Here is a 19465-nt window from a genome sequence, read left to right as displayed (position 1 = left end):
GGCACACCAAGTCGTACGACGCCGGGGTCCCGTCTCTCCACGAGGCGGGACCCCGTCGCTGTCGGCCGCCCGCTCGCCGTGGCCACCCGCCACTCTCGGTCGCCCGGTCGCCGTTGGCCCCTCTCGAACATCCGCGCACCAGGAGATAGCCTCCGCCCATGGCAAACGGGCAGTGGTACCCACCGGAGTGGCCGGACCGAATCCGCGCGCTCGCGGAAGGAAGCCTGACCCCAGTCGCTCCGAAGCGGGCGGCCACCGTCATGTTGCTCAGGGACACCGAGGGCGGGCCTGCCGTGCACATGCTGCGGCGCCGCGTCTCCATGGCCTTCGCCGGCGGGGCGTACGCCTATCCGGGCGGTGGTGTCGATCCGCGCGACGAACATCCGGTGCGCTGGGCGGGCCCCACGCGCGCGTGGTGGGCGGCAAGGCTCGGCGTCGACGAGGCGGCGGCTCAAGCGATCGTCTGCGCGGCCGTGCGGGAGACGTACGAGGAGGCGGGTGTCCTGCTCGCCGGGCCCACCGACGATTCCGTCGTCGGCGACACCACCGGCGAGGACTGGGAGGCGGACCGCGCCGCGCTGGTCGCCCGGGACCTGTCGTTCGCCGAGTTCCTGGACCGCCGGGGACTGGCCCTGCGGTCGGACCTCCTGGGCGCCTGGACCCGCTGGATCACCCCGGAGTTCGAACCCCGACGCTACGACACATGGTTCTTCGTCGCCGCCCTCCCCGAGGGCCAGCGCACCCGCAATGCCTCCACGGAGGCGGACCGTACGGTGTGGATCCGGCCAACTGAGGCCGCCGCCTCGTACGACAAGGGCGAGCTGCTGATGATGCCGCCCACGATCGCGACCCTGCGCCAGCTGACCGGGTACGACAGCGCCGCCGAGGCCCTCGCCGCCGCCCCCGGCCGCGACCTGACCGCCGTCCTCGCGCAGGCCCGGCTCGACGACGGCGAGATCGTGCTCTCCTGGCCGGGCCACGACGAGTTCACCAAGCACATCCCGACCGGCGGAGCCCCCGCATGAACGTGCCCGCGGTGGCGGCCACCCCCGGTACGCCCACAGCCCTGGAAGGCCCTCTCCTATGACGGACGCAGCAGCCCTCCCCGGCCAGCCGCGAGGCGGGGTCCTCACCGGACCCGCCACCTCCCGCGCCGTCAACGTCCTCGCGCCCAACCCCTCCGCGATGACCCTGGACGGCACCAACACCTGGATCCTCGCGGAGCCGGACTCCGAACTGGCCGTCGTCGTCGACCCGGGCCCCCTGGACGAGGGTCACCTGCGCAACGTCGTCGCCATGGCCGAGAAGTCCGGCAAGCGCATCGCCCTGACCCTGCTCACGCACGGCCACCCGGACCACGCCGAGGGTGCCGCACGCTTCGCCGAGCTGACCGGCACGCGCGTGCGTGCGCTCGACCCTGCGTTGCGGCTCGGCGACGAAGGGCTCGGCGCGGGTGACGTGGTCCGTGTCGGCGGCCTGGAGCTGCGCGTCGTACCGACGCCCGGGCACACCGCCGACTCGCTCTGCTTCCACCTCCCGGCCGACCGTGCCGTCCTGACCGGCGACACCATCCTGGGGCGCGGCACGACGGTCGTGGCGCACCCGGACGGCCGCCTCGGCGACTACCTGGACTCACTGCGGCGGCTCAGGTCCCTCACGGTCGACGACGGCGTGCACACCGTCCTGCCGGGGCACGGCCCCGTCCTGGAGGACGCCCAGGGCGCCGTCGAGTTCTACCTCGCCCACCGAGCCCACCGCCTCGCCCAGGTCGAGACGGCGGTCGAGGACGGCTACAGCACTCCGGCCGAGGTCGTCGCCCATGTGTACGCGGACGTGGACCGCTCCCTGTGGCCGGCGGCCGAGCTGTCGGTGCGGGCGCAGCTGGACTATCTGGAGGAGCACGGCCTGATCTAGGGCAGGGCCCAGGAGGCGGGCCGCGGGGTTACCAGGAGACGGGCCGCGGGGCTTTGACGCTGTGCACGCGCGCGTACTCCTCCGCCAGCCACGGCCCGAGCTCGTCGACGTACGACCGGAGGACACCCGCGTCGCCCGTCGGCTCGTACCCGAGCCCGGCCGCCGTCCGCATCTGCTCGGCCCGCGCGGGGTAATACGCCCCGAACGCATCGGCCATCTCCCCGAGATCACTGGTCCACCCGCCCCACCGAGGCATGACCAGCGTGAACCCCGTCCGCACGAGATGGCGGGACATGAACCGCACCAGCGGCCGGCGGGCCTCGTCGCTGTCACCTGCCCCGGCGATGCGCTCCCGCCATCGAGGCAGCAGTAGGCCGAGATCGCCGTTGGTCTCCCGCGCGAGCAGCGGGTCGGGCCGGTAGCGCGGCAGGTACTCGGCGAGGTCGTCCCCGAGCAGCGGCGTACAGAGGCAGGCGACGAACCACCCGAGGTCGTAGGTCTCCAGGTCGCTCAGCAGCCGCCCGCGGCCGTACAGCAGCGTCCCGGCCCCGTCGATCTGCGCGAACTCCTTGTCCAGGCCCTCGTCGAGCACGCGCGCGTCCGCCCGGTCGGCCTCGGTCGGCTCCTCGCGCAGGGCGACCAGCAGATCCAGGTCGCTGCGCCCCACGCGCGCGGTGCCGCGTGGAATCGACCCGTAGAGGTAGGCGCTGTGCAGCCGCGCCCCGAAGACGTCGAGCAGACGGTCCCGGGCGGCGGCGACGACCGGCCGGAAGACGTGCGGGACGCGCCCGAGGGAGCCTTCGCGGGCGAGGTACCCCTGAGCGTCGAGTCCTCGGCGCGGGACGGTTTCGGCCATGGGGCCACTGTGCCCTGCCGGACGGCCCGGTAAGGCTCGTTCTCGGCGCCGCACAGCGATGTTCAGCCTGTCCGGGGTATCCGGGGTCATCCCCGGACAGGCATACGCACGGCGGCCCTACGCCGCCTCCACCGCCGAAGGCCTACGCCCCCGTCAGCTCCACCTGGACCTCGACCTCCACCGGCGCGTCCAGCGGAAGCACGGCCACGCCCACCGCACTGCGCGCGTGGACGCCCTTGTCGCCGAGGACCTCGGCCAGGAGTTCGCTCGCGCCGTTGATGACGCCCGGCTGGCCGGTGAAGTCGGAGGCGGACGCCACGAACCCCACGACCTTCACCACGCGCGCGATGCGGTCCAGGTCGCCCGCGACGGACTTGACGGCGGCCAGGGCGTTGAGCGCGCAGGTACGCGCCAGTTCCTTGGCCTCCTCGGGGGTGACCTCCGCGCCCACCTTGCCGGTGACCGGAAGCTTGCCCTCCACCATGGGGAGCTGGCCGGCGGTGTAGACGTACACGCCAGACTGGACCGCCGGCTGGTAGGCGGCGAGCGGAGGCACGACCTCCGGGAGCGTCAGACCGAGCTCGGCGAGCTTCGCCTCGACCGCGCTCACGCCTGCTTCTCCCGCTTCAGGTAGGCGACGAGCTGCTCGGGGTTGTTCGGCCCGGGCACGACCTGGACGAGCTCCCAGCCGTCCTCGCCCCAGGTGTCCAGAATCTGCTTCGTGGCGTGGACGAGCAGCGGCACGGTTGCGTATTCCCACTTGGTCATGTGGCCGACTTTATCCGCTGCCCGACGCAGGCCATGCGGCCGACCGGACTCAGGTTGTCCACAGGCTGCCGCGTGGCCGGCGCGGCGACTGGTTAGGCTCGAAGGCGTGAGCAGGCTCCAGGTCGTCAGCGGCAAGGGCGGGACCGGAAAGACCACGGTCGCCGCCGCGCTCGCGCTCGCCCTCGCGACGGAGGGGAAGCGGACGCTTCTCGTCGAGGTCGAGGGCAGGCAGGGCATCGCGCAGCTCTTCGAGACAGAGGCGCTGCCTTATGAGGAGCGGAAGATCGCCGTCGCTCCGGGGGGCGGGGAGGTGTACGCCCTCGCCATCGACCCCGAACTGGCCCTTCTGGACTACCTCCAGATGTTCTACAAGATGGGCGGCGCCGGCCGGGCCCTGAAGAAGCTCGGCGCCATCGACTTCGCCACCACCATCGCGCCGGGGCTGCGGGACGTCCTGCTGACCGGCAAGGCGTGCGAGGCCGTGCGGCGCAAGGACAAGAGCGGGGGGTTCGTCTACGACTACGTGGTGATGGACGCGCCTCCGACGGGGCGCATCACCCGCTTCCTGAACGTCAACGACGAGGTCGCCGGGCTCGCCAGGATCGGGCCGATACACAATCAGGCGCAGGCGGTGATGCGGGTGCTGAAGTCGGCGGAGACGGCGGTGCACCTGGTCACGCTGCTGGAGGAGATGCCCGTCCAGGAGACCGCGGACGGGATCGCCGAGCTGCGCGCGGCGCGGCTGCCGGTGGGGCGGATCATCGTGAACATGGTGCGGCCCGAGGTGTTGGACGCGGCCGACCTGGAACTCGTACGCAGCGTTCCGCGCGCCGCCGTGGCCAAGTCGCTGTCCTCGGCCGGGCTCGGCGGGGCACGGCGCGGCGGGAACGCCGAGCGGCTGGTGGACCCGCTGCTGGCGCAGGCCGACGAGTACGCCGAGCGGCACGCGCTGGAGCACGAGCAGCGGGGCGTGCTCGACGGGCTGGGGCTGCCGGTGCACGAGTTGCCCCTGCTGGCCGAGGGCATGGATCTGGCGGGCCTGTACGAACTCGCGGGCGAGCTGCGGGAACAGGGCCTGTGATGAGTCCGTTCACGAGTCGGGAGCCGCACGCGGTACGTCGCAGGCGTCGGGAGCCGTACGTGGTACGTCGGAAGCAGGGGATGTCATGAGCCGTCCGGAAGCCGCCCACGCGCACGACGCCGTACGCCACCATCCCCCGCATCTGTCCCCCACGCGCGTGCTCGACCTCGACCCGCTGCTCGACGACCCGAAGACCCGCATCGTGGTGTGCTGCGGCTCGGGCGGCGTCGGCAAGACCACGACCGCGGCGGCGCTCGGGCTGAGGGCCGCCGAGCGGGGCCGGAAGGTCGTCGTGCTGACGATCGACCCGGCCCGCCGGCTCGCCCAGTCCATGGGCATCGACTCCCTCGACAACACCCCGCGCCGGGTGAAGGGCGTCGAGGGCGACGGCGAGCTGCACGCGATGATGCTGGACATGAAGCGCACCTTCGACGAGATCGTCGAGGCGCACGCGGACCCCGAGCGGGCGGCCGCGATCCTGGGCAACCCCTTCTACCAGTCGCTCTCGGCGGGCTTCGCGGGCACGCAGGAGTACATGGCGATGGAGAAGCTGGGGCAGCTGCGGGCGAAGGACGAGTGGGACCTCATCGTCGTCGACACGCCGCCCTCCCGCTCGGCGTTGGACTTCCTGGACGCGCCCAAGCGGCTCGGCTCGTTCCTGGACGGCAAGCTGATCCGGGTGCTGCTGGCCCCGGCGAAGGTCGGCGGCCGCGCGGGGATGAAGTTCCTGAACGTCGGCATGTCGATGATGACGGGTGCGCTGGGCAAGCTGCTCGGCGGGCAACTGCTGAAGGACGTCCAGACGTTCGTGGCCGCGATGGACTCGATGTTCGGCGGGTTCCGCACGCGCGCGGACGCCACGTACAAGCTGCTCCAGGCGCCCGGGACGGCGTTCCTGGTGGTCGCGGCGCCGGAGCGGGACGCGCTGCGGGAGGCCGCGTACTTCGTGGAGCGGCTGGCCGCCGAGGACATGCCGCTCGCCGGTCTGGTACTCAACCGGGTCCACGGCAGCGGCGCCGACCGGCTGTCTGCCGAGCGGGCGCTCGCCGCCGCGGAAAATCTTGAAGAGCCCCGCATTGTGGATCAGGAGGGCGGGAAAGCTGGACTTCGTAACTCCCCCGACACATACGACAGTTCACCGTCGTCCGCTTCCGAAGTGCCGGCTCCTGACGAAGGCTCCCCCACCGCCGCAGACATGGAGCACACCGCGGACACGGAGCGAACCGCAGCCCCGAACGAGCCGCAGTCCGTCGCCCCTCATGTGGAGCGTTCCGTCGACCAGCTCACCGCAGGCCTGTTGAGGCTGCACTCCGAACGTATGCAGCTGCTCTCCCGCGAGCAGCGCACGCGTGACCGCTTCACCGCGCTCCACCCCGAGGTGGCGGTGGCCGAAGTGGCCGCGCTGCCCGGCGATGTGCATGACCTCGCGGGACTGCGGGACATCGGAAACCGGCTCGCGGCACATCGGCCGGAGCTGCCTGATACCGCGGTCGAGGCCTGAGGGAGTCCTCTGGGGCCCGCCCGAGGGCAAACCCTGTGTGCCCTGTGTGACCTGTGCGCGGGGAGGCCCGCGCGGGGAGACCCGGGTGGGTCTCCTCAGCTCACCGCCGCGTAGTTCTCGTACACCTGGTCGTCGTCGAGGGGCACCAGGCCGACCCCACGCTCGTACTCCGTACGAGCCGTCTCCAGCAGCCGGCGCCACGAGGTGACGGTCGGCCGCCTGCGCAGCAGTGCGCGGCGCTCCCGCTCCGTCATGCCTCCCCACACGCCGAACTCGACGCGGTTGTCGAGCGCGTCGGCCAGGCACTCCGTGCGCACCGGACATCCGGTGCACACCGCCTTGGCCCTGTTCTGCGCTGCTCCCTGAACGAACAGTTCATCCGGATCGGTAGTGCGGCAGGCCGCCTGCGCACTCCAGTCGGTTACCCAGCCCATACCGGCGCCGTCCTCTCCCGAATCGAGGCTCCCCCACGGCGGCAGCGGCATATTCACCGCCGCCAGTTGAGGACGTTACGGAAGGTGGGCACAGCGCAACACCCCCTTCGGGCCCAATCTTGAATGGCCCGAACGGACTATGCGTAAGCGGCAGATCACCCGGGGGAGTGAGCTGGCGACATGCGTGACCTTCCCGGCAAACCGGGACAGTTCAGTTGAGTCACAACGGACGCCGGATGACACACAAGGCGGATTCGGACACGCGCCCACCAAAAATGTGGGGAACCTCCGGAACGATTCGGGGTCGCCGGACGTATTGATACGTGGCCGTACTGCTGTGACAGTTGAGAGCAGCTTAGGCCAAGGCCTGCGCGCCTGTCCGGCGAATCCGAAGGCAGACGGCCGACTTTGCCGTGCCATGGCCTACGCCACCGCGCACCGTCTCACCGCACCGTCTCACGGCATATCGGCGCACCATGGCCGACATCACTCACCGGGCCGTGCTCTCGCACCGGTCGGCCGTCGGTTCGCTCATGTCTACGGTTTAGGCTTCGCTCATGCCAAAGAAGCGTTCGGGCGGTGGCCTGTCGGCAACGCAGCAGGCGGCCAAGTTCCTCGGTGTCAGTGTGCTCGCGGGAGCCGTGCTGGCGGGTATCGCGCTGCCCGCGGTCGGCGCGCTGGGACTCGCGGCCAAGGGTTCGGTGGAGAGTTTCGACGAACTCCCGGCCAACCTCAAGACCCCGCCGCTGAGCCAGCGCACCACCATCCTGGACGCCAAGGGCGGCAAGATCGCCACGGTCTACTCGCGTGACCGCACGGTGGTCGACCTCAAGGACATCTCGCCGTACATGCAGAAGGCGATCGTCGCGATCGAGGACTCCCGCTTCTACCAGCACGGCGCCGTCGACCTGAAGGGCGTCCTGCGCGCCCTCAACCGCAACGCCCAGAGCGGCGGCGTCAGCGAGGGCGCGTCCACGCTGACGCAGCAGTATGTGAAGAACGTCTTCGTCGAGGAGGCCGGCGACGACCCGACGAAGGTCGCGCAGGCCACCCAGCAGACCATCGGCCGCAAGATCAAGGAGCTGAAGTACGCGATCCAGGTCGAGGAGGAGCTCGGCAAGAAGAAGATCCTCGAGAACTACCTGAACATCACGTTCTTCGGCCAGCAGGCGTACGGCGTCGAGGCCGCCGCCGAGCGCTACTTCTCCAAGTCCGCCAAGGACCTCGAGCTCCAGGAAGCGGCGCTGCTCGCGGGCATCGTCCAGTCGCCCAGCCGCTACGACCCGATCAACGACGAGGCCGAGGCCGTCAAGCGGCGCAACATCGTCCTGCAGCGCATGGCCGACGTCGGCGACATCTCCCAGGCGGACGCCGACAAGGCCAAGAAGACGCCCCTGGGCCTGAAGGTCAGCAAGCCCAAGAACGGCTGCATCACCGCGGTCAAGGGCGCCAGTTTCTTCTGCAAGTACGTCGAGAAGGTCATCCTCGGCGACCCGGTCTTCGGCAAGGACCGCGAGGCCCGCGCCAAGATCTGGAACCAGGGCGGACTGACCGTCACGACGACCCTCGACCCGCAGGCCCAGGAGTCGGTCCAGGACTCGCTCAAGGACCACGTCTACCAGACCGACAAGGTCGAGGCCGCGACCACGCTGGTCGAGCCCGGCACCGGCAAGATCCTCGGCATGGGCCAGTCGAAGCCGTACGGCTCCGGCAAGAACGAGACCGAGCTCAACTACTCGGTGGACGCGGCGTACGGCGGCTCCAACTTCGGCTTCCCGACCGGTTCGACGTTCAAGCCGTTCGTGGCGGCGGCCGCGCTGGAGGAGGGGCGGCCCCCGACGCAGGAGTACGCCGCTCCGTACCAGATGCCGTACCCGCAGACGGTGCGGGGCTGCGAGAAGCCCTGGGTCAACGACGGCGACTACAAGCTGGAGAACGAGAACGAGTCCGAGGTCGGTCCCTACCGGCTCGAGGAGGCCATGGCCAAGTCGGTCAACACGTACTTCGTGCAGATGATCGAGGACATCGGCATGTGCCCGGTCGTCAACATGACCGACAAGCTCCACGTGCGCCAGGGCAACGGCAAGAACATCCCCGAGGTGCCGTCGTCGATGACGCTCGGCTCGACCGGTATCTCGCCGCTCACCATGGCGAGCGCGTACGCCGCCTTCGCGGCACGCGGCATGTACTGCACGCCGATCGCCATCGAGTCGATCACGCAGAAGGTGGGCGGGCAGCAGAAGTCGCTGGAGGTGCCGAAGTCGACGTGCTCGCGGGCGATGTCCGAGAAGACCGCGGACACCATCAACACCCTGCTGCGCGGTGTGGTCGACTCCGGTACGGGTCGGCAGGCCGGTCTCGGCGATCGCGAGAGCGCCGGCAAGACCGGTACGACGGACGAGCGACGCAACGCCTGGTTCGTCGGCTACACGCCCAACCTCTCCGGTGCCGTCTGGGTCGGCAGTGCCACCCAGGAGGTCAAGATGCGCAACATCACCATCGGCGGCGAGTACCACCCGCTGGTCTTCGGTGGTGAGGTCCCCGGCCCGATCTGGAAGGACGCCATGACCGGCGCCCTCGCGGGCAAGTCCGTCGAGAACTTCAACCTCGTCGACATCCCGAGGGGCGACCCCGACCGGGGCGACGAGGACGACGAGGGCGACGACAACGGGAACGGCAACGGCGGCAACGACGGGGACAACGGTGACAACCTCATCGGCGGCCTGGTCGGCGGCGGCAACAACGGCGGAACGGACGGCGGCGCCTTCCCCACCCCGACCTTCTCGATCCCGGAGGGCTGGTGGCAGGGCCAGAGCAACGGGAACGGCAACGGGGGGCCGTGACTGAGAGGCTGATCGCGTCAAACGGCTGATCTCGTGAAGCGGCTGATCGCATGAGAGTGGGGGGGGGGGGGGGGGGGGGGCCCCCCCCCCCCCCGCCGCCCCCCCCCCCCCCCCCCGCCCGGCCGCGGGCCCGGCGGGGGGGCCGGCGCGCTCGGGTGGGGGGGTGTGGGCGGGGGCGGGGGCGCGGGGGGGCGCGGCGGGGGGGCGGCGCCCCCCCGCCCCGCGGGCCCCCCCCCCCCCCCCCCCCCCCCCCACTCTCATGGAACCGAACTCCGGCGGCCGTCTCAGCCGACGAGCAGCTTCTTCACCGCCGCGGCGACCCGGCCGCCCTCCGCCTGCCCGGCCACCTTCGGGTTGACGATCTTCATGACGGCGCCCATGGCACGGGGCCCCTCGGCACCGGCCGCCTTGGCCTCCTCGACGGCCTGGGCGACGATCTTGTTCAGCTCGTCGTCGCTGAGCTGCTTCGGCAGGTACGCGGCGAGGACCTCGCCCTCCGCCTTCTCCCGCTCGGCCTGCTCGGCCCGACCACCCTGCGCGAAGGCCTCGGCCGCCTCACGGCGCTTCTTCGCCTCGCGGGTGATCACCTTCTGCACCTCGTCGTCGGAGAGCTCGCGCTTCTCCTTGCCCGCGACCTCCTCCTTGGTGATCGCGGCGAGCGTCAGCCGGAGCGTCGAGGAGCGGAGCTCGTCGCGCTCCTTGATCGCGGCGTTGAGGTCTTCCTGCAGCTTCGACTTGAGCGTGGTCATGGGGTCGATTGTCGCAGGTGTGGGAGGTGGAACGCCCGTTGATTTCAAGGGACCTGCATGCGGACGCCGTATCGAAGGCGATCCGGGACGGCCGAGCACGGGGCGCTCTCCCGGTCTGACACGATGGTCGTATGCGCGCGCGATACGGAGTTCCCCTGGGAATCGCGGCGGTTGGCACCGCCGGACTGCTCTACTCGGCGGGTTTCGAGGCCCGTTCCTTCCGCCTGCGACGGGTGACGATCCCCGTCCTGCCCGCGGGCATGCGCCCGCTGCGGGTGCTCCAGGTCTCCGACATCCACATGGTGAGCGGCCAGCGCAAGAAGCAGCGCTGGCTGCGCTCGCTGGCCGGCCTCCGCCCCGACTTCGTGATCAACACCGGCGACAACCTCTCCGACCCCGAGGGCGTGCCGGAGGCGCTGGACGCGCTGGGACCGCTGATGGAGTTCCCCGGCGCGTACGTCTTCGGCTCGAACGACTACTACGGCCCGAAGCCGCGCAACCCCGCCCGCTACCTGCTGGAGAAGGTCCAGGGCCGGCACGGCCTGAACGGCAACCCGCCCGTCGTCGGCGCGATCCACAACCCCTGGGAGGACCTGCGCGACGGCTTCGACGCCGCGGGCTGGCTGAACCTCACGAACACCCGGGGGACGCTGAAGGTCGAGGGTGTGTCGGTGGAGCTCACCGGCCTGGACGACCCGCACATCAAGAGGGACCGCTACGCACAGGTGGCGGGCGGTCCGTCCGGCGCCGCCGACTTCGCGATGGGCGTGGTGCACGCGCCGTACCTGCGCGTCCTGGACTCCTACACGGCCGACGACTACCCCCTGATCCTGGCCGGCCACACCCACGGCGGACAGGTCTGCATCCCCTTCTACGGCGCCCTGGTCACCAACTGCGACCTGGACACGGACCGCGTGAAGGGCCTGTCCACGCACACGGCGCAGGGCCGTACGGCCTACCTCCACGTCTCCGCGGGCTGCGGCACGAACCGCTACACACCGTTCCGCTTCGCCTGCCCGCCGGAGGCGACGTTGCTGACGTTGGTGGAGCGGGAGTAGCGGGGCGCGGTAAGGGCACGGTACGGGTCGGCTGGGGAGGGCGGTGCTGGTCGGCTGGTCGGCTGGTCGGCTGGTCGGCTGGTCGGCTGGTCGGCGTAACGAAGTGGGGTGTACCTGGCGCTCTGCGGGTAACCCGCACGGATTACCCGTATCGCCCGATTCATCCCTCCTGCTTAGCGTGAGGGCATGACCGCCCCGATACCCAGGGACATCCCGGACCTCCCCGCGATACCGGGCATCCCCGTACTGCTGCCCTCGCACGTCCCTGCCACAGCGGTGATGACCCCCACACGCCGCCCTCTGGCCGCCGTGTACCGCCTACTGGTCGCGCTGGCCGCCGCCGCGGCGGTGACCGCCGAGATGGTCGCCGACGGCCCCCTGCGCGCCTTGAGCCACTTCGCGATCCAGAGCAACATCCTGCTGGCCGCGGTCTTCGCCCTCGCGGCCCGCCGCGCCTGGACCGCCCGCCGCCCACTGCCGCCGGCCCTGACGGGCGCGACGCTCCTCTACGCCGTGGTCACCGGCCTCGTCTACCACCTGCTGCTGACGAACGGTGCGACCTCCTACGCCCTCCCCGGCGTCCTCATGGGCGAGGCCACCCCGCCGACGGGCTGGCACACGATCACCAACCAGATCCTGCACACGGCGACGCCGATCGCGGCGGTACTGGACTGGCTGCTCCTGACGGCCCCCGGCCAGTTGCGTCTACGACGGGCAGCGAACTGGCTGCTCTACCCCCTCACCTACCTGGCGCTCACCTTCGTCCGAGGCGAACTCCTTGCCCCCGGCACCCCGGGCCGCTACCTCTACCCCTTCCTCGACGTGGCCCGGCACGGCTACAAGAGCGTCCTCGGCAACGCCCTGCTCCTGGGCCTCGCCATCTACGCCCTGGCCATCGTCCTCGTGGCCCTCGACCACACCCGCCCCAACCCGATCCGCCGCCGCGTCCATCACCGCACGAAAACCGGATTTCGTCTCCGGCCACCAGTGGGCTAAAGTAAACGTCGTCGCCGCGACAAGCAGCGACATCGGGGTGTAGCGCAGCTTGGCAGCGCGCTTCGTTCGGGACGAAGAGGTCGTGGGTTCAAATCCCGCCACCCCGACAGCTGAATAGCAACACCAGAGGGCCCTCACCGAATCGGTGAGGGCCCTCTGGTGTTGCCGCGTGGCTGTCTCCGTGACCAGCGCTCCAAGATCATGGTCCCAACGTCGTGCCTACCGGGCAGGTCCACAGACTGCCCGACGCCCCGGAAGCCTGAGGGGGGCCGTGATCACTCCCGCGGGAAGCAGCTCCCGGCCGAAGTCTCCGGGCCGGCCTCTTACCGCAGCGGGGCGGGACGACCGATGAGAAGCTGACACCCGGTCCGTCGGACCGGGAGCAGCGACGAGGCGGCCGGGTGGTCGCCGGCCGAGAAGGCGGACGCGATGGCGCGGTACCTGATCTCGTTCGACGACGGATCGATGGACTTCCCCGAGGAGGACTTCCCGGCGGTCGGCGAGGCATCCCACCGGGTGGTCCAGGAGGCCAAGGACGCGGGTGTCTGGATCTTCGGCGCCGGCGTGGAACGTCAGCGGGCGAGCATCGTGGCCGCCGACGGCACGGTCACGGACGGACCGTTCCCCGAGACCAAAGCCGTCGTCGGCGGCTTCTCGATCATCGAGGTCCCTTCGCGCGAGGACGCGCTGATGTGGGCTGCGAAGATCGCCGAGGCGTGCCGGTGCGCCCAGGAGGTGCGCGAGATCATGTACGACCCGGAGAGCTGAGCCACTGCACACAGAACCGTTGGCGTTGGTCCGAGCGGTGAATGCCGGCGCACGCGGATCCCTGTCAGTCACGCAGAGCGGTACAAGGGGGCGCGCGGGACGGCGAGCGCCCCTAGCCAGCCTCCGCGCTCCAACCGGGCTTCGCCAATTTTGCGATGATTGACCTTGTCGCATCGCAGTTTGCGACACACTCACTTTCGCGCTACAGACCCCGACGCCTCTATTGATCATTAATTGCGCTCAGGGCTAGATCCCGCAGAAGGTGTAATGTTCAAAAAGCTGCTCGCTATTTTGCAAGCCATAGCACTTGCGCTCCTCCCGATCATCTCGCCTGGCTTGACGTTTCTCTGCGGAACTCAAGTGCCGAGTTCCAAAGGCGCAATAAAGGTCGGATACATCACCCTTGGCGTCATGTCCGCGATCGCGGCCCCTTGGTTCGCCCGCATCAGCAGGAAGCGCGAACGCCGAAACGCAGTGATCAAGAACGAAGCGGTCATCTCCGCGGTGGCTGACGAGATGGGCTCCCTTGTCACCCGCCCCGAGGAAAGGACCGGCCGACTGGCGCGAATCCAAGATCGGCTCACCACCTGCGCTGCTCAGCACGCCGGCTCCAAGGCGCGTGCGGCCTTCTTCACCGTGGAGACCAGAAGGCGTCTTCGCCTGGCGACCTACCACAACCGCGATACTCCACCCCGGCAACTCGAAAGGATGCAGGAGGAGGGCCTGGTAAATGCAATGAACGGCAAGGAGATCGTGTACGTAAAAGACACCATGAACACCGATGGGAATCTGAGCTTCAACCTGGGCGACTCATATCGTTCGGCCATCATCGCTCCGGTATACGCAGGTAACGAACCACAGGGCGTCCTGGTAATCGACGCTCCGGAAGCCAAACGGCTCACGAAAAAGCACGTTCGAGAGTCCTACGTGCGAGCCCTGACACATCTGCTGGGCACCGCCCACGCGATGGGTAACGGCGTTCATGTCAATAAAAACGGCGTGCCACGCCAACCGGACGGGAGGCAGGGCGGTAAGGCTACCCCAAGTCAGGGTAAGGACAGTTGAGATGAGCGAAACGGTCCATGGGCAGCCGAACGGCCCTAACCTGCTGTGGAGTTGGCGGATTGGTCTGGGGGGACATCATGCCTGAACGCGAAGCCGAGATCATCGAGTCGGGACGCGCCTGGATGGCTGGTCGCGTGCCCAACGATGTGTACTTCTCCAAGGTGGTTCAGTCCGCAGCCGTCAGCCCGGGTGAGGAACTGCTGAGCCGGGTCTTCGCCTTGGTCGCCAAGGTCATCAGGTGGAAGCGGCACACCGCGTAAGCGACCGCTGACGGCGCACCGAGGCCCACAGCGCGATACGCGAGGGGTCCCAGGGCGCGCGCGATGACGAACGTCTCCTCAGCAATCCGGTAGTAGGGCCGCAGAGTCCCCATGCCCTTGCCGGGAACCGCGTCGTCCGGCACCGGTCCCTCCCCTCGCGGGGACCGGTGCCGGACGGCGGCGTGGTGTCGATCCGCGGAGTGACCCGGCCCGTGGCGTCCGGGGAGCGGGTCAGTGCGGATCGAGCGGGTCTGAGGCGAGCCGGGGTGAGGTGAGCTCACGTCGATCGAGCCCGCGTCGATCAAGCCGTTGTGCGTCGAGTCGGTGTGAGTCGAGTCCGTGTGGGTCGAGTCCGTGTGAGTCGGGCCGGTCCGGAAGGTGACCGAGAACCTGCGGCGCCATGAGTGGTCTCTCCGAGCTCTTGGCCGGTGGCCTGTCCGAGCGGCGCGCGAGAGCTGCGCATTTGCGTCGTGATCCTGCCAGTCGAGCGTGCCCGAAAGGAGGTTCCGGTCTCCGGAGGCCGCTGTTACCGCAGGTCAGCCGTATAAAGTGAGTTTTCCGGTCCGGATGATCAGGTACGGCTGAAGTGAAGGAGTGGAGGCTTTGAGTTCCGACCCCGGGGCGCGCACGGCCTTCGCGGAACGGCTCGCGCTGCTGTACAAGGAGGCCGGCAACCCTCCGCTCAAGAGCGTGGCCGAGGCGGTCGTACGACTGCAGCGGGTCGATGAGCGGGGGCGGCCCGTACGGGTGTCCGCTCAGCGGATCAGTGACTGGCGGCGTGCGAAGAACGTGCCCGCGCAGTTCGCCGCGCTGGTGGCCGTACTGCATGTCCTGATCCCGCAGGCCCGGCGCGCGCGGCCCACCCCGGTGTCCGCGGGACTCTACGACCTGGCTCAGTGGCAGCGGCTGTGGGAGCGGGCGACCTCCGGGGAAGAGGAGGAGCAACCTCCGGCCGAGGCACCCGCGATGTCCGGTGGGGTGTGTCCGTACCGCGGGCTGGCCTCCTACCGGCGGGAGGACGCCCGGTGGTTCTTCGGCCGGGAGCGGAGTACCGACGCCCTGGTCGCCCAGCTTCGCACCGTGGAGGAGTCCGGTGGCGGTCTGGTCATGCTCGTCGGCGCCTCGGGGGCCGGGAAGTCCTCCCTGCTGAACGCCGGTCTGGTGACCGCCGTCCAGAACGGCGCCCTGAGTGGTGCGGGTGAGAGCGAGGGGAACGGTCCGACCGGCACCGTCGTGCAGTTCGTGCCCGGCAGCGATCCGCTCGCCGAGCTGTCCCGTCGTATACCCGAACTCGCGGACGTCGTCCGCCCCTCGGCGGAGCCTTCCTCCGAGTTGTCGGCGCACGCCCTCGGCCCCGGTGACCCGGCGGGGCGGGAGGTCGACGGCCGGTCGTCCTCCGGACCGGACAGCCGCGAGGCAGACGGCCGGTCGTCCCCGAGCCCGGACACCCGCGAGGCCGGCAGTCGGCCGTACTCGGGCCCGGACGGCCGCGAGGGCGGCGGCGAAGTTCATGGACCGCGTCGGGACGGCCCGCCCGTGCGCGGACACAGTGACGCCCGGACCGGCGCCGATCTGGCCCTGGCCACCCGGGACGCCCTCCGTGCCTGGGCGCGGCGCGAGGCGTCCTCGGGCGCTCGGCCCGTCCTCATCGTCGACCAGTTCGAGGAGACCTTCACCCTCTGCGCCGACGAAGCGGACCGCCGCACCTTCGTCCAGGTCCTCCACGCCGCCTGCACGTCCACCACGGCGGAGGACCCCGCCCCCGTGCTCGTCGTCCTCGGCATCCGCGCCGACTTCTACGAGCAGTGCCTGGCCCACCCCGAGCTGGCCGACGCGCTGCAGCACCGGCACATGGTGCTCGGGCCGCTCACCACCTCGGAGTTGCGGGAGGCCGTGACCGGGCCGGCCAAGGCCGTGGGGCTGGAGCTGGAGCCGGGGCTGGCGGAGCTGATCGTGCGGGAGGTGAGTGCGGACGGGCCGCGCGGCGCCCACGACGCGGGGGTGCTGCCGCTGCTGTCGCACGCGCTGCTCGCCACCTGGCAGCGGCGCAAGGCGGGGCGGCTGACGCTGGCCGGGTATCGGGCGGCCGGTGGGATCCAGGGGGCCGTGGCCGCGACCGCCGAGCGTGCCTGGTCCGGCCTCGATCCCGCCGCGCGCACCGCCGCCCGGCTGCTGCTGCTCCGGCTGGTCCGGCTCGGCGAGGACACCCAGGCGACCCGGCGGCGCGGCACCCGGCGGCAGCTGGCGGCGGAGTCGACGGATCCGGGCAAGACGGAGGAGTCGCTCGAGGCGCTGGTGCGGGCCCGGCTGGTGACGCTGGACGCGGAGACCGTGGAGATCACGCACGAGGCGCTGCTCCATGCCTGGCCGCGGCTGCGGGACTGGATCGACGACGACCGGCAGGGCAATCTGCTGCGCCAGCGGCTGGAGGAGGACGGCCGGGCCTGGGAGGAGTCCGACAGGGACACGTCCCTGCTGTACCGGGGGTCGCGGCTGGAACAGGCCCATGGGTGGGCGCGGTCCGCCGGGGACACCTTCCTCACCCGTAGTGCGGTGGAGTTCCTGGCCGCCTCGGTACGGCTGCGGCGGCGCACCGTGTGGATCATGCGGAGCGCGGTCGCGGCACTGGTCGCGCTGGCCATGGTGGCCGTCGGTGCGGCGGTGGTCGCCTGGCAGCAGCGGGACGACGCCGTGTTCGCGCAGGTGCTGGCGGAGGCCGACCGCGTCCAGGACACCGATCCGTCGCTGTCCGCCCAGCTCGCCCTCGTCGCCCACCGGCTGCGTCCGGACGACGAGGGCGCGAACAACCGGCTGGTCTCGATCGTCAACGCGCCCTTGGCCACCCCGCTCCTCGGCCACACCGGCGCCGTCTACCTCACCACGTTCAGCCCGGACGGCCGTCTCCTGGCCACCGCCAGCTACGACCGCACCGTACGCCTGTGGGACGTGCGCGACCGCACCCGGCCGGAGCCGCTGGGCCGCCCCCTCACCGGCCATACCAGCTGGGTGAGCAGCGCCGTCTTCAGCCCCGACGGCCGCACCCTGGCGAGCGCCGGCGACGACGGCACGATCCGGCTGTGGGACGTGAGCGACCCCGCGCACCCGTCGCGCCTCGGGGCGCCCCTGACCGGCCACAAGGGCACGATCTACCTGGTCGCGTTCAGTCCGGACGGCCGTACCCTGGCCTCCGCCGGCGACGACAGCACCGTACGCCGGTGGAACGTGGCCCTCCCGGCCCGGCCGAAGGCGCTCGGCGCGCTCACCGGGCACACCGCCGCCGTGCGGTCGGTGGCGTTCAGCCCCGACGGGCGCACGCTGGCGGCGGGCGGCGACGACGACACGATCCGGCTGTGGAGGACGGCCGATCCCCGTCGCCCGGAGCCGGTCGGCAAGGCACTGACCGGGCACACGGACCTCGTGCACTCCGTGGCCTTCAGCCCCGACGGCCGAACTCTCGCCAGCGGCAGCTCGGACGACACGATCCGGCTGTGGAACGTCTCCGATCCGGCGCACGCGGCACCGATCGGCTCACCGCTGACCGGGCACACCGGCCCCGTCTGGTCCGTGGCCTTCAGCCCCGACGGCGGCCGGCTCGCCGCGGCCAGCGCGGACAGCACCGCGAGCCTGTGGAACGTCTCCGATCCGGCGTCGCCCTCGCAGGTCGGCGAACCGATCGCGGGCGCCAGCGGCGAGATGTTCGCCCTGGGGTTCAGCCCCGACGGCCGCACCCTCGCCACCGGCAGCGGTGACAGCAAGGCCCGCCTGTGGTCGGTGCCCACGCTGGACATGACCGGCCGCAGCGGTGCGTTCCGCCCGGACGGGAAGCTCCTCGCCACCGCCGCGCGCGACGGCAGGGTCCGGCTGTGGAACGTGTCGGCTCCCGGCCGGCCCGTGCCCCTGAGCAAACCGTTCATGCCCGCTGACGGCTACCAGCGTTCGATGGCGTTCTCCCCGGACGGCCGCACCCTCGCCGTACGGACCGGACACCACGCGCTGTACCTGTGGAATGTCACCGACCCGGCCCACCCGGCTCTGGCCGGGTCGCCCCTCACCCTGCGCACCCGGTTCGCCGGCGCCGACTCACTGGCCTACAGCCCCGACGGCCGCACCCTGGCGACCGCCTACGAGGACCGCACCATCCAGCTGTGGGACGTCCACGACCCGTCCCGCCCCGTTCCGCTCGGCACCCCGCTGACCGGGCACAAGGGCTACGTCAACGCCCTCGTCTTCAGCCCCGACGGCTCCGTGCTCGCCAGCGGCAGCGCGGACAACACCCTGCGGCTGTGGAACGTGTCCGACCCGCGGCACGTCACCCGCCTCGGCAAGCCCCTCACGGGCCATGCGGGCCCCGTCAACACGCTGCTGTACAGCCCGGACGGCAGCGCCCTCGCCAGCGGCGGCGACGACGACACCGTACGGCTCTGGGACGTCACCGACCCCCGCACGGCGACCACCCAGGGCCCGCCCCTCACCGGCCACACCGAGGCGGTCGTGTCTCTGACGTTCAGCGAGGACGGCCGCACCCTGGCCAGCGGTGGCGACGACAACACGGTCCGGCTGTGGAACGTCGCCGACCCGTCCGACGTCTCGCCCATCGGCCAGGCCATGAGCCCCAACGCCAAGACGGGCAACTTCCTGTCGTTCAGCCCGACGAGCCACATGCTCGGCGTCTCCAGCGGCACCGACACCGTACGGCTGTGGAACCTGGACGTGGACCAGGCGATCCGCCGCGTCTGCTCGACCACGCGGGGCGTGCTGACGCGGGAGAAGTGGGACGAGTATCTGCCTCGGTTGTCGTACGAGCCGCCGTGCGCGAACTAGGTCCGACCGTGAGTCCGTGCGTGAATCCGGGCGTGAGCGAATCCGGGCGGGAATCCGTGCGCGAATCCGGGCGTGAATCCGGGCGTGAGCGAATCCGGGCGTGAATCCGGGCGCGACTCATGCGCGGGTCATGGGCCTGCCATCCGCGCGTCCATGCGCTCAGTGATGGGGTGGGGACGCATGTGGCATGACGAGGGATCGCCGGACAGCGGTTTCCGTGATCCCGGTCACAACCCCTCCATGTAGCCGATCAGTCGACTCCCGTCGGAGAGGCAGCCTTGTTACTGTTGGGGACAGCCCGATCGCTGGTGCATCCCCCGTCGCCAGCGGTCGGGCCTTCGCATGTCCCCG

The 19465-nt window shown here is 70.6% G+C and carries 16 protein-coding genes and 1 tRNA gene; 12 read left to right on the top strand and 5 right to left on the bottom strand.

The features are described 5' to 3' along the window. Positions 1–158: 158 nt before the first annotated feature. On the top strand, positions 159–1025 hold the full coding sequence (locus tag ACIBAG_RS13385; protein WP_399104320.1) for an NUDIX hydrolase: 867 nt from the start codon (positions 159–161) through the stop codon (positions 1023–1025). A gap of 58 nt (positions 1026–1083) precedes the next feature. Beyond that, positions 1084–1914 carry an MBL fold metallo-hydrolase gene (locus tag ACIBAG_RS13380; protein ID WP_399104318.1) on the top strand — a complete coding sequence of 277 codons (831 nt, stop codon included), beginning with the start codon at positions 1084–1086 and terminating at the stop codon, positions 1912–1914. Between the two features lie 28 nt (positions 1915–1942). Here the strand turns inward: ACIBAG_RS13380 and ACIBAG_RS13375 are convergent, their stop codons facing one another. From ACIBAG_RS13375 to ACIBAG_RS13365, 3 genes are all read right to left on the bottom strand, one after another. Further along, positions 1943–2770 (bottom strand): nucleotidyltransferase domain-containing protein, encoded by an 828-nt coding sequence (locus ACIBAG_RS13375; protein ID WP_399104316.1) that lies wholly within the window; start codon positions 2768–2770, stop codon positions 1943–1945. Positions 2771–2912: 142 nt separating this feature from the next. Further along, the gene (locus ACIBAG_RS13370; protein ID WP_399104314.1) at positions 2913–3380 is read right to left on the bottom strand and encodes a RidA family protein; all 468 of its coding nucleotides are present in this window, start codon (positions 3378–3380) and stop codon (positions 2913–2915) included. Then, positions 3377–3538 carry a DUF4177 domain-containing protein gene (locus ACIBAG_RS13365; protein ID WP_003975360.1) on the bottom strand — a complete coding sequence of 54 codons (162 nt, stop codon included), beginning with the start codon at positions 3536–3538 and terminating at the stop codon, positions 3377–3379. Before ACIBAG_RS13365 ends, ACIBAG_RS13370 begins: the two co-directional genes overlap by 4 nt. Before the next feature lie 106 nt (positions 3539–3644). Here ACIBAG_RS13365 and ACIBAG_RS13360 point away from each other — a divergent pair, with 106 nt between their 5' ends. After that, complete coding sequence (locus ACIBAG_RS13360; RefSeq protein ID WP_399104312.1) at positions 3645–4619, top strand: ArsA family ATPase; 975 nt, start codon at positions 3645–3647, stop codon at positions 4617–4619. Between the two features lie 85 nt (positions 4620–4704). Continuing rightward, on the top strand, positions 4705–6120 hold the full coding sequence (locus tag ACIBAG_RS13355) for an ArsA family ATPase (protein WP_399104310.1): 1416 nt from the start codon (positions 4705–4707) through the stop codon (positions 6118–6120). 95 nt (positions 6121–6215) lie between these two features. On the opposite strand, the gene wblA is transcribed toward ACIBAG_RS13355, so the two are convergent. Continuing rightward, positions 6216–6554 carry a transcriptional regulator WblA gene (gene wblA, locus ACIBAG_RS13350; protein ID WP_399104308.1) on the bottom strand — a complete coding sequence of 113 codons (339 nt, stop codon included), beginning with the start codon at positions 6552–6554 and terminating at the stop codon, positions 6216–6218. 557 nt (positions 6555–7111) lie between these two features. Here wblA and ACIBAG_RS13345 point away from each other — a divergent pair. Next, positions 7112–9397, top strand: coding sequence for a transglycosylase domain-containing protein (locus tag ACIBAG_RS13345; protein ID WP_399104306.1), 2286 nt, complete (start codon positions 7112–7114; stop codon positions 9395–9397). 284 nt (positions 9398–9681) lie between these two features. Here ACIBAG_RS13345 and ACIBAG_RS13340 read toward each other — a convergent pair whose 3' ends face one another. Beyond that, positions 9682–10146 carry a GatB/YqeY domain-containing protein gene (locus ACIBAG_RS13340; protein ID WP_399104304.1) on the bottom strand — a complete coding sequence of 155 codons (465 nt, stop codon included), beginning with the start codon at positions 10144–10146 and terminating at the stop codon, positions 9682–9684. A gap of 131 nt (positions 10147–10277) precedes the next feature. Here ACIBAG_RS13340 and ACIBAG_RS13335 point away from each other — a divergent pair, with 131 nt between their 5' ends. The 7 genes from ACIBAG_RS13335 to ACIBAG_RS13305 all read left to right on the top strand — a co-directional run bounded on the left by ACIBAG_RS13335 (position 10278) and on the right by ACIBAG_RS13305 (position 19114). Next, a complete protein-coding gene (locus tag ACIBAG_RS13335) occupies positions 10278–11204 on the top strand; it encodes a metallophosphoesterase (RefSeq protein ID WP_399104302.1) in 927 nt (308 codons plus the stop codon). Between the two features lie 186 nt (positions 11205–11390). Continuing rightward, on the top strand, positions 11391–12200 hold the full coding sequence (locus ACIBAG_RS13330) for a Pr6Pr family membrane protein (protein WP_399104300.1): 810 nt from the start codon (positions 11391–11393) through the stop codon (positions 12198–12200). A 33-nt stretch (positions 12201–12233) separates the two neighbouring features. Beyond that, positions 12234–12307: transfer RNA gene (locus tag ACIBAG_RS13325), tRNA-Pro, on the top strand. A 322-nt stretch (positions 12308–12629) separates the two neighbouring features. Continuing rightward, entirely contained in the window at positions 12630–12968 is a 339-nt protein-coding gene (locus ACIBAG_RS13320; RefSeq protein ID WP_399104298.1) for a YciI family protein, read from the top strand. Positions 12969–13235: 267 nt separating this feature from the next. Then, positions 13236–14033: a GAF domain-containing protein gene (locus tag ACIBAG_RS13315; protein WP_399104296.1), complete on the top strand. Its 798-nt coding sequence runs from the start codon at positions 13236–13238 to the stop codon at positions 14031–14033. Positions 14034–14110: 77 nt separating this feature from the next. Beyond that, complete coding sequence (locus ACIBAG_RS13310; RefSeq protein WP_399104294.1) at positions 14111–14293, top strand: hypothetical protein; 183 nt, start codon at positions 14111–14113, stop codon at positions 14291–14293. A 594-nt stretch (positions 14294–14887) separates the two neighbouring features. Next, positions 14888–19114 carry an AAA family ATPase gene (locus ACIBAG_RS13305; RefSeq protein ID WP_399104292.1) on the top strand — a complete coding sequence of 1409 codons (4227 nt, stop codon included), beginning with the start codon at positions 14888–14890 and terminating at the stop codon, positions 19112–19114. Positions 19115–19465 lie beyond the last annotated feature (351 nt).

The sequence above is a fragment of the Streptomyces sp. NPDC051243 genome (assembly GCF_044455405.1).
GTDB lineage: Bacteria > Actinomycetota > Actinomycetes > Streptomycetales > Streptomycetaceae > Streptomyces.
Note: the sequence above shows the minus strand (reverse complement) of the source record. Positions and strands in the feature narration are given on the sequence as shown.

Coding starts and splice junctions, on each gene's coding strand:
- ACIBAG_RS13375 (WP_399104316.1), bottom strand. CDS start 2,770: ATGGCCGAAACCGTCCCGCGCCGAGGACTCGACGCTCAGGGGTACCTC.
- ACIBAG_RS13310 (WP_399104294.1), top strand. CDS start 14,111: ATGCCTGAACGCGAAGCCGAGATCATCGAGTCGGGACGCGCCTGGATG.
- ACIBAG_RS13330 (WP_399104300.1), top strand. CDS start 11,391: ATGACCGCCCCGATACCCAGGGACATCCCGGACCTCCCCGCGATACCG.
- ACIBAG_RS13320 (WP_399104298.1), top strand. CDS start 12,630: ATGGCGCGGTACCTGATCTCGTTCGACGACGGATCGATGGACTTCCCC.
- ACIBAG_RS13355 (WP_399104310.1), top strand. CDS start 4,705: ATGAGCCGTCCGGAAGCCGCCCACGCGCACGACGCCGTACGCCACCAT.
- ACIBAG_RS13380 (WP_399104318.1), top strand. CDS start 1,084: ATGACGGACGCAGCAGCCCTCCCCGGCCAGCCGCGAGGCGGGGTCCTC.
- wblA (WP_399104308.1), bottom strand. CDS start 6,554: ATGGGCTGGGTAACCGACTGGAGTGCGCAGGCGGCCTGCCGCACTACC.
- ACIBAG_RS13340 (WP_399104304.1), bottom strand. CDS start 10,146: ATGACCACGCTCAAGTCGAAGCTGCAGGAAGACCTCAACGCCGCGATC.
- ACIBAG_RS13385 (WP_399104320.1), top strand. CDS start 159: ATGGCAAACGGGCAGTGGTACCCACCGGAGTGGCCGGACCGAATCCGC.
- ACIBAG_RS13335 (WP_399104302.1), top strand. CDS start 10,278: ATGCGCGCGCGATACGGAGTTCCCCTGGGAATCGCGGCGGTTGGCACC.
- ACIBAG_RS13315 (WP_399104296.1), top strand. CDS start 13,236: ATGTTCAAAAAGCTGCTCGCTATTTTGCAAGCCATAGCACTTGCGCTC.
- ACIBAG_RS13365 (WP_003975360.1), bottom strand. CDS start 3,538: ATGACCAAGTGGGAATACGCAACCGTGCCGCTGCTCGTCCACGCCACG.
- ACIBAG_RS13345 (WP_399104306.1), top strand. CDS start 7,112: ATGCCAAAGAAGCGTTCGGGCGGTGGCCTGTCGGCAACGCAGCAGGCG.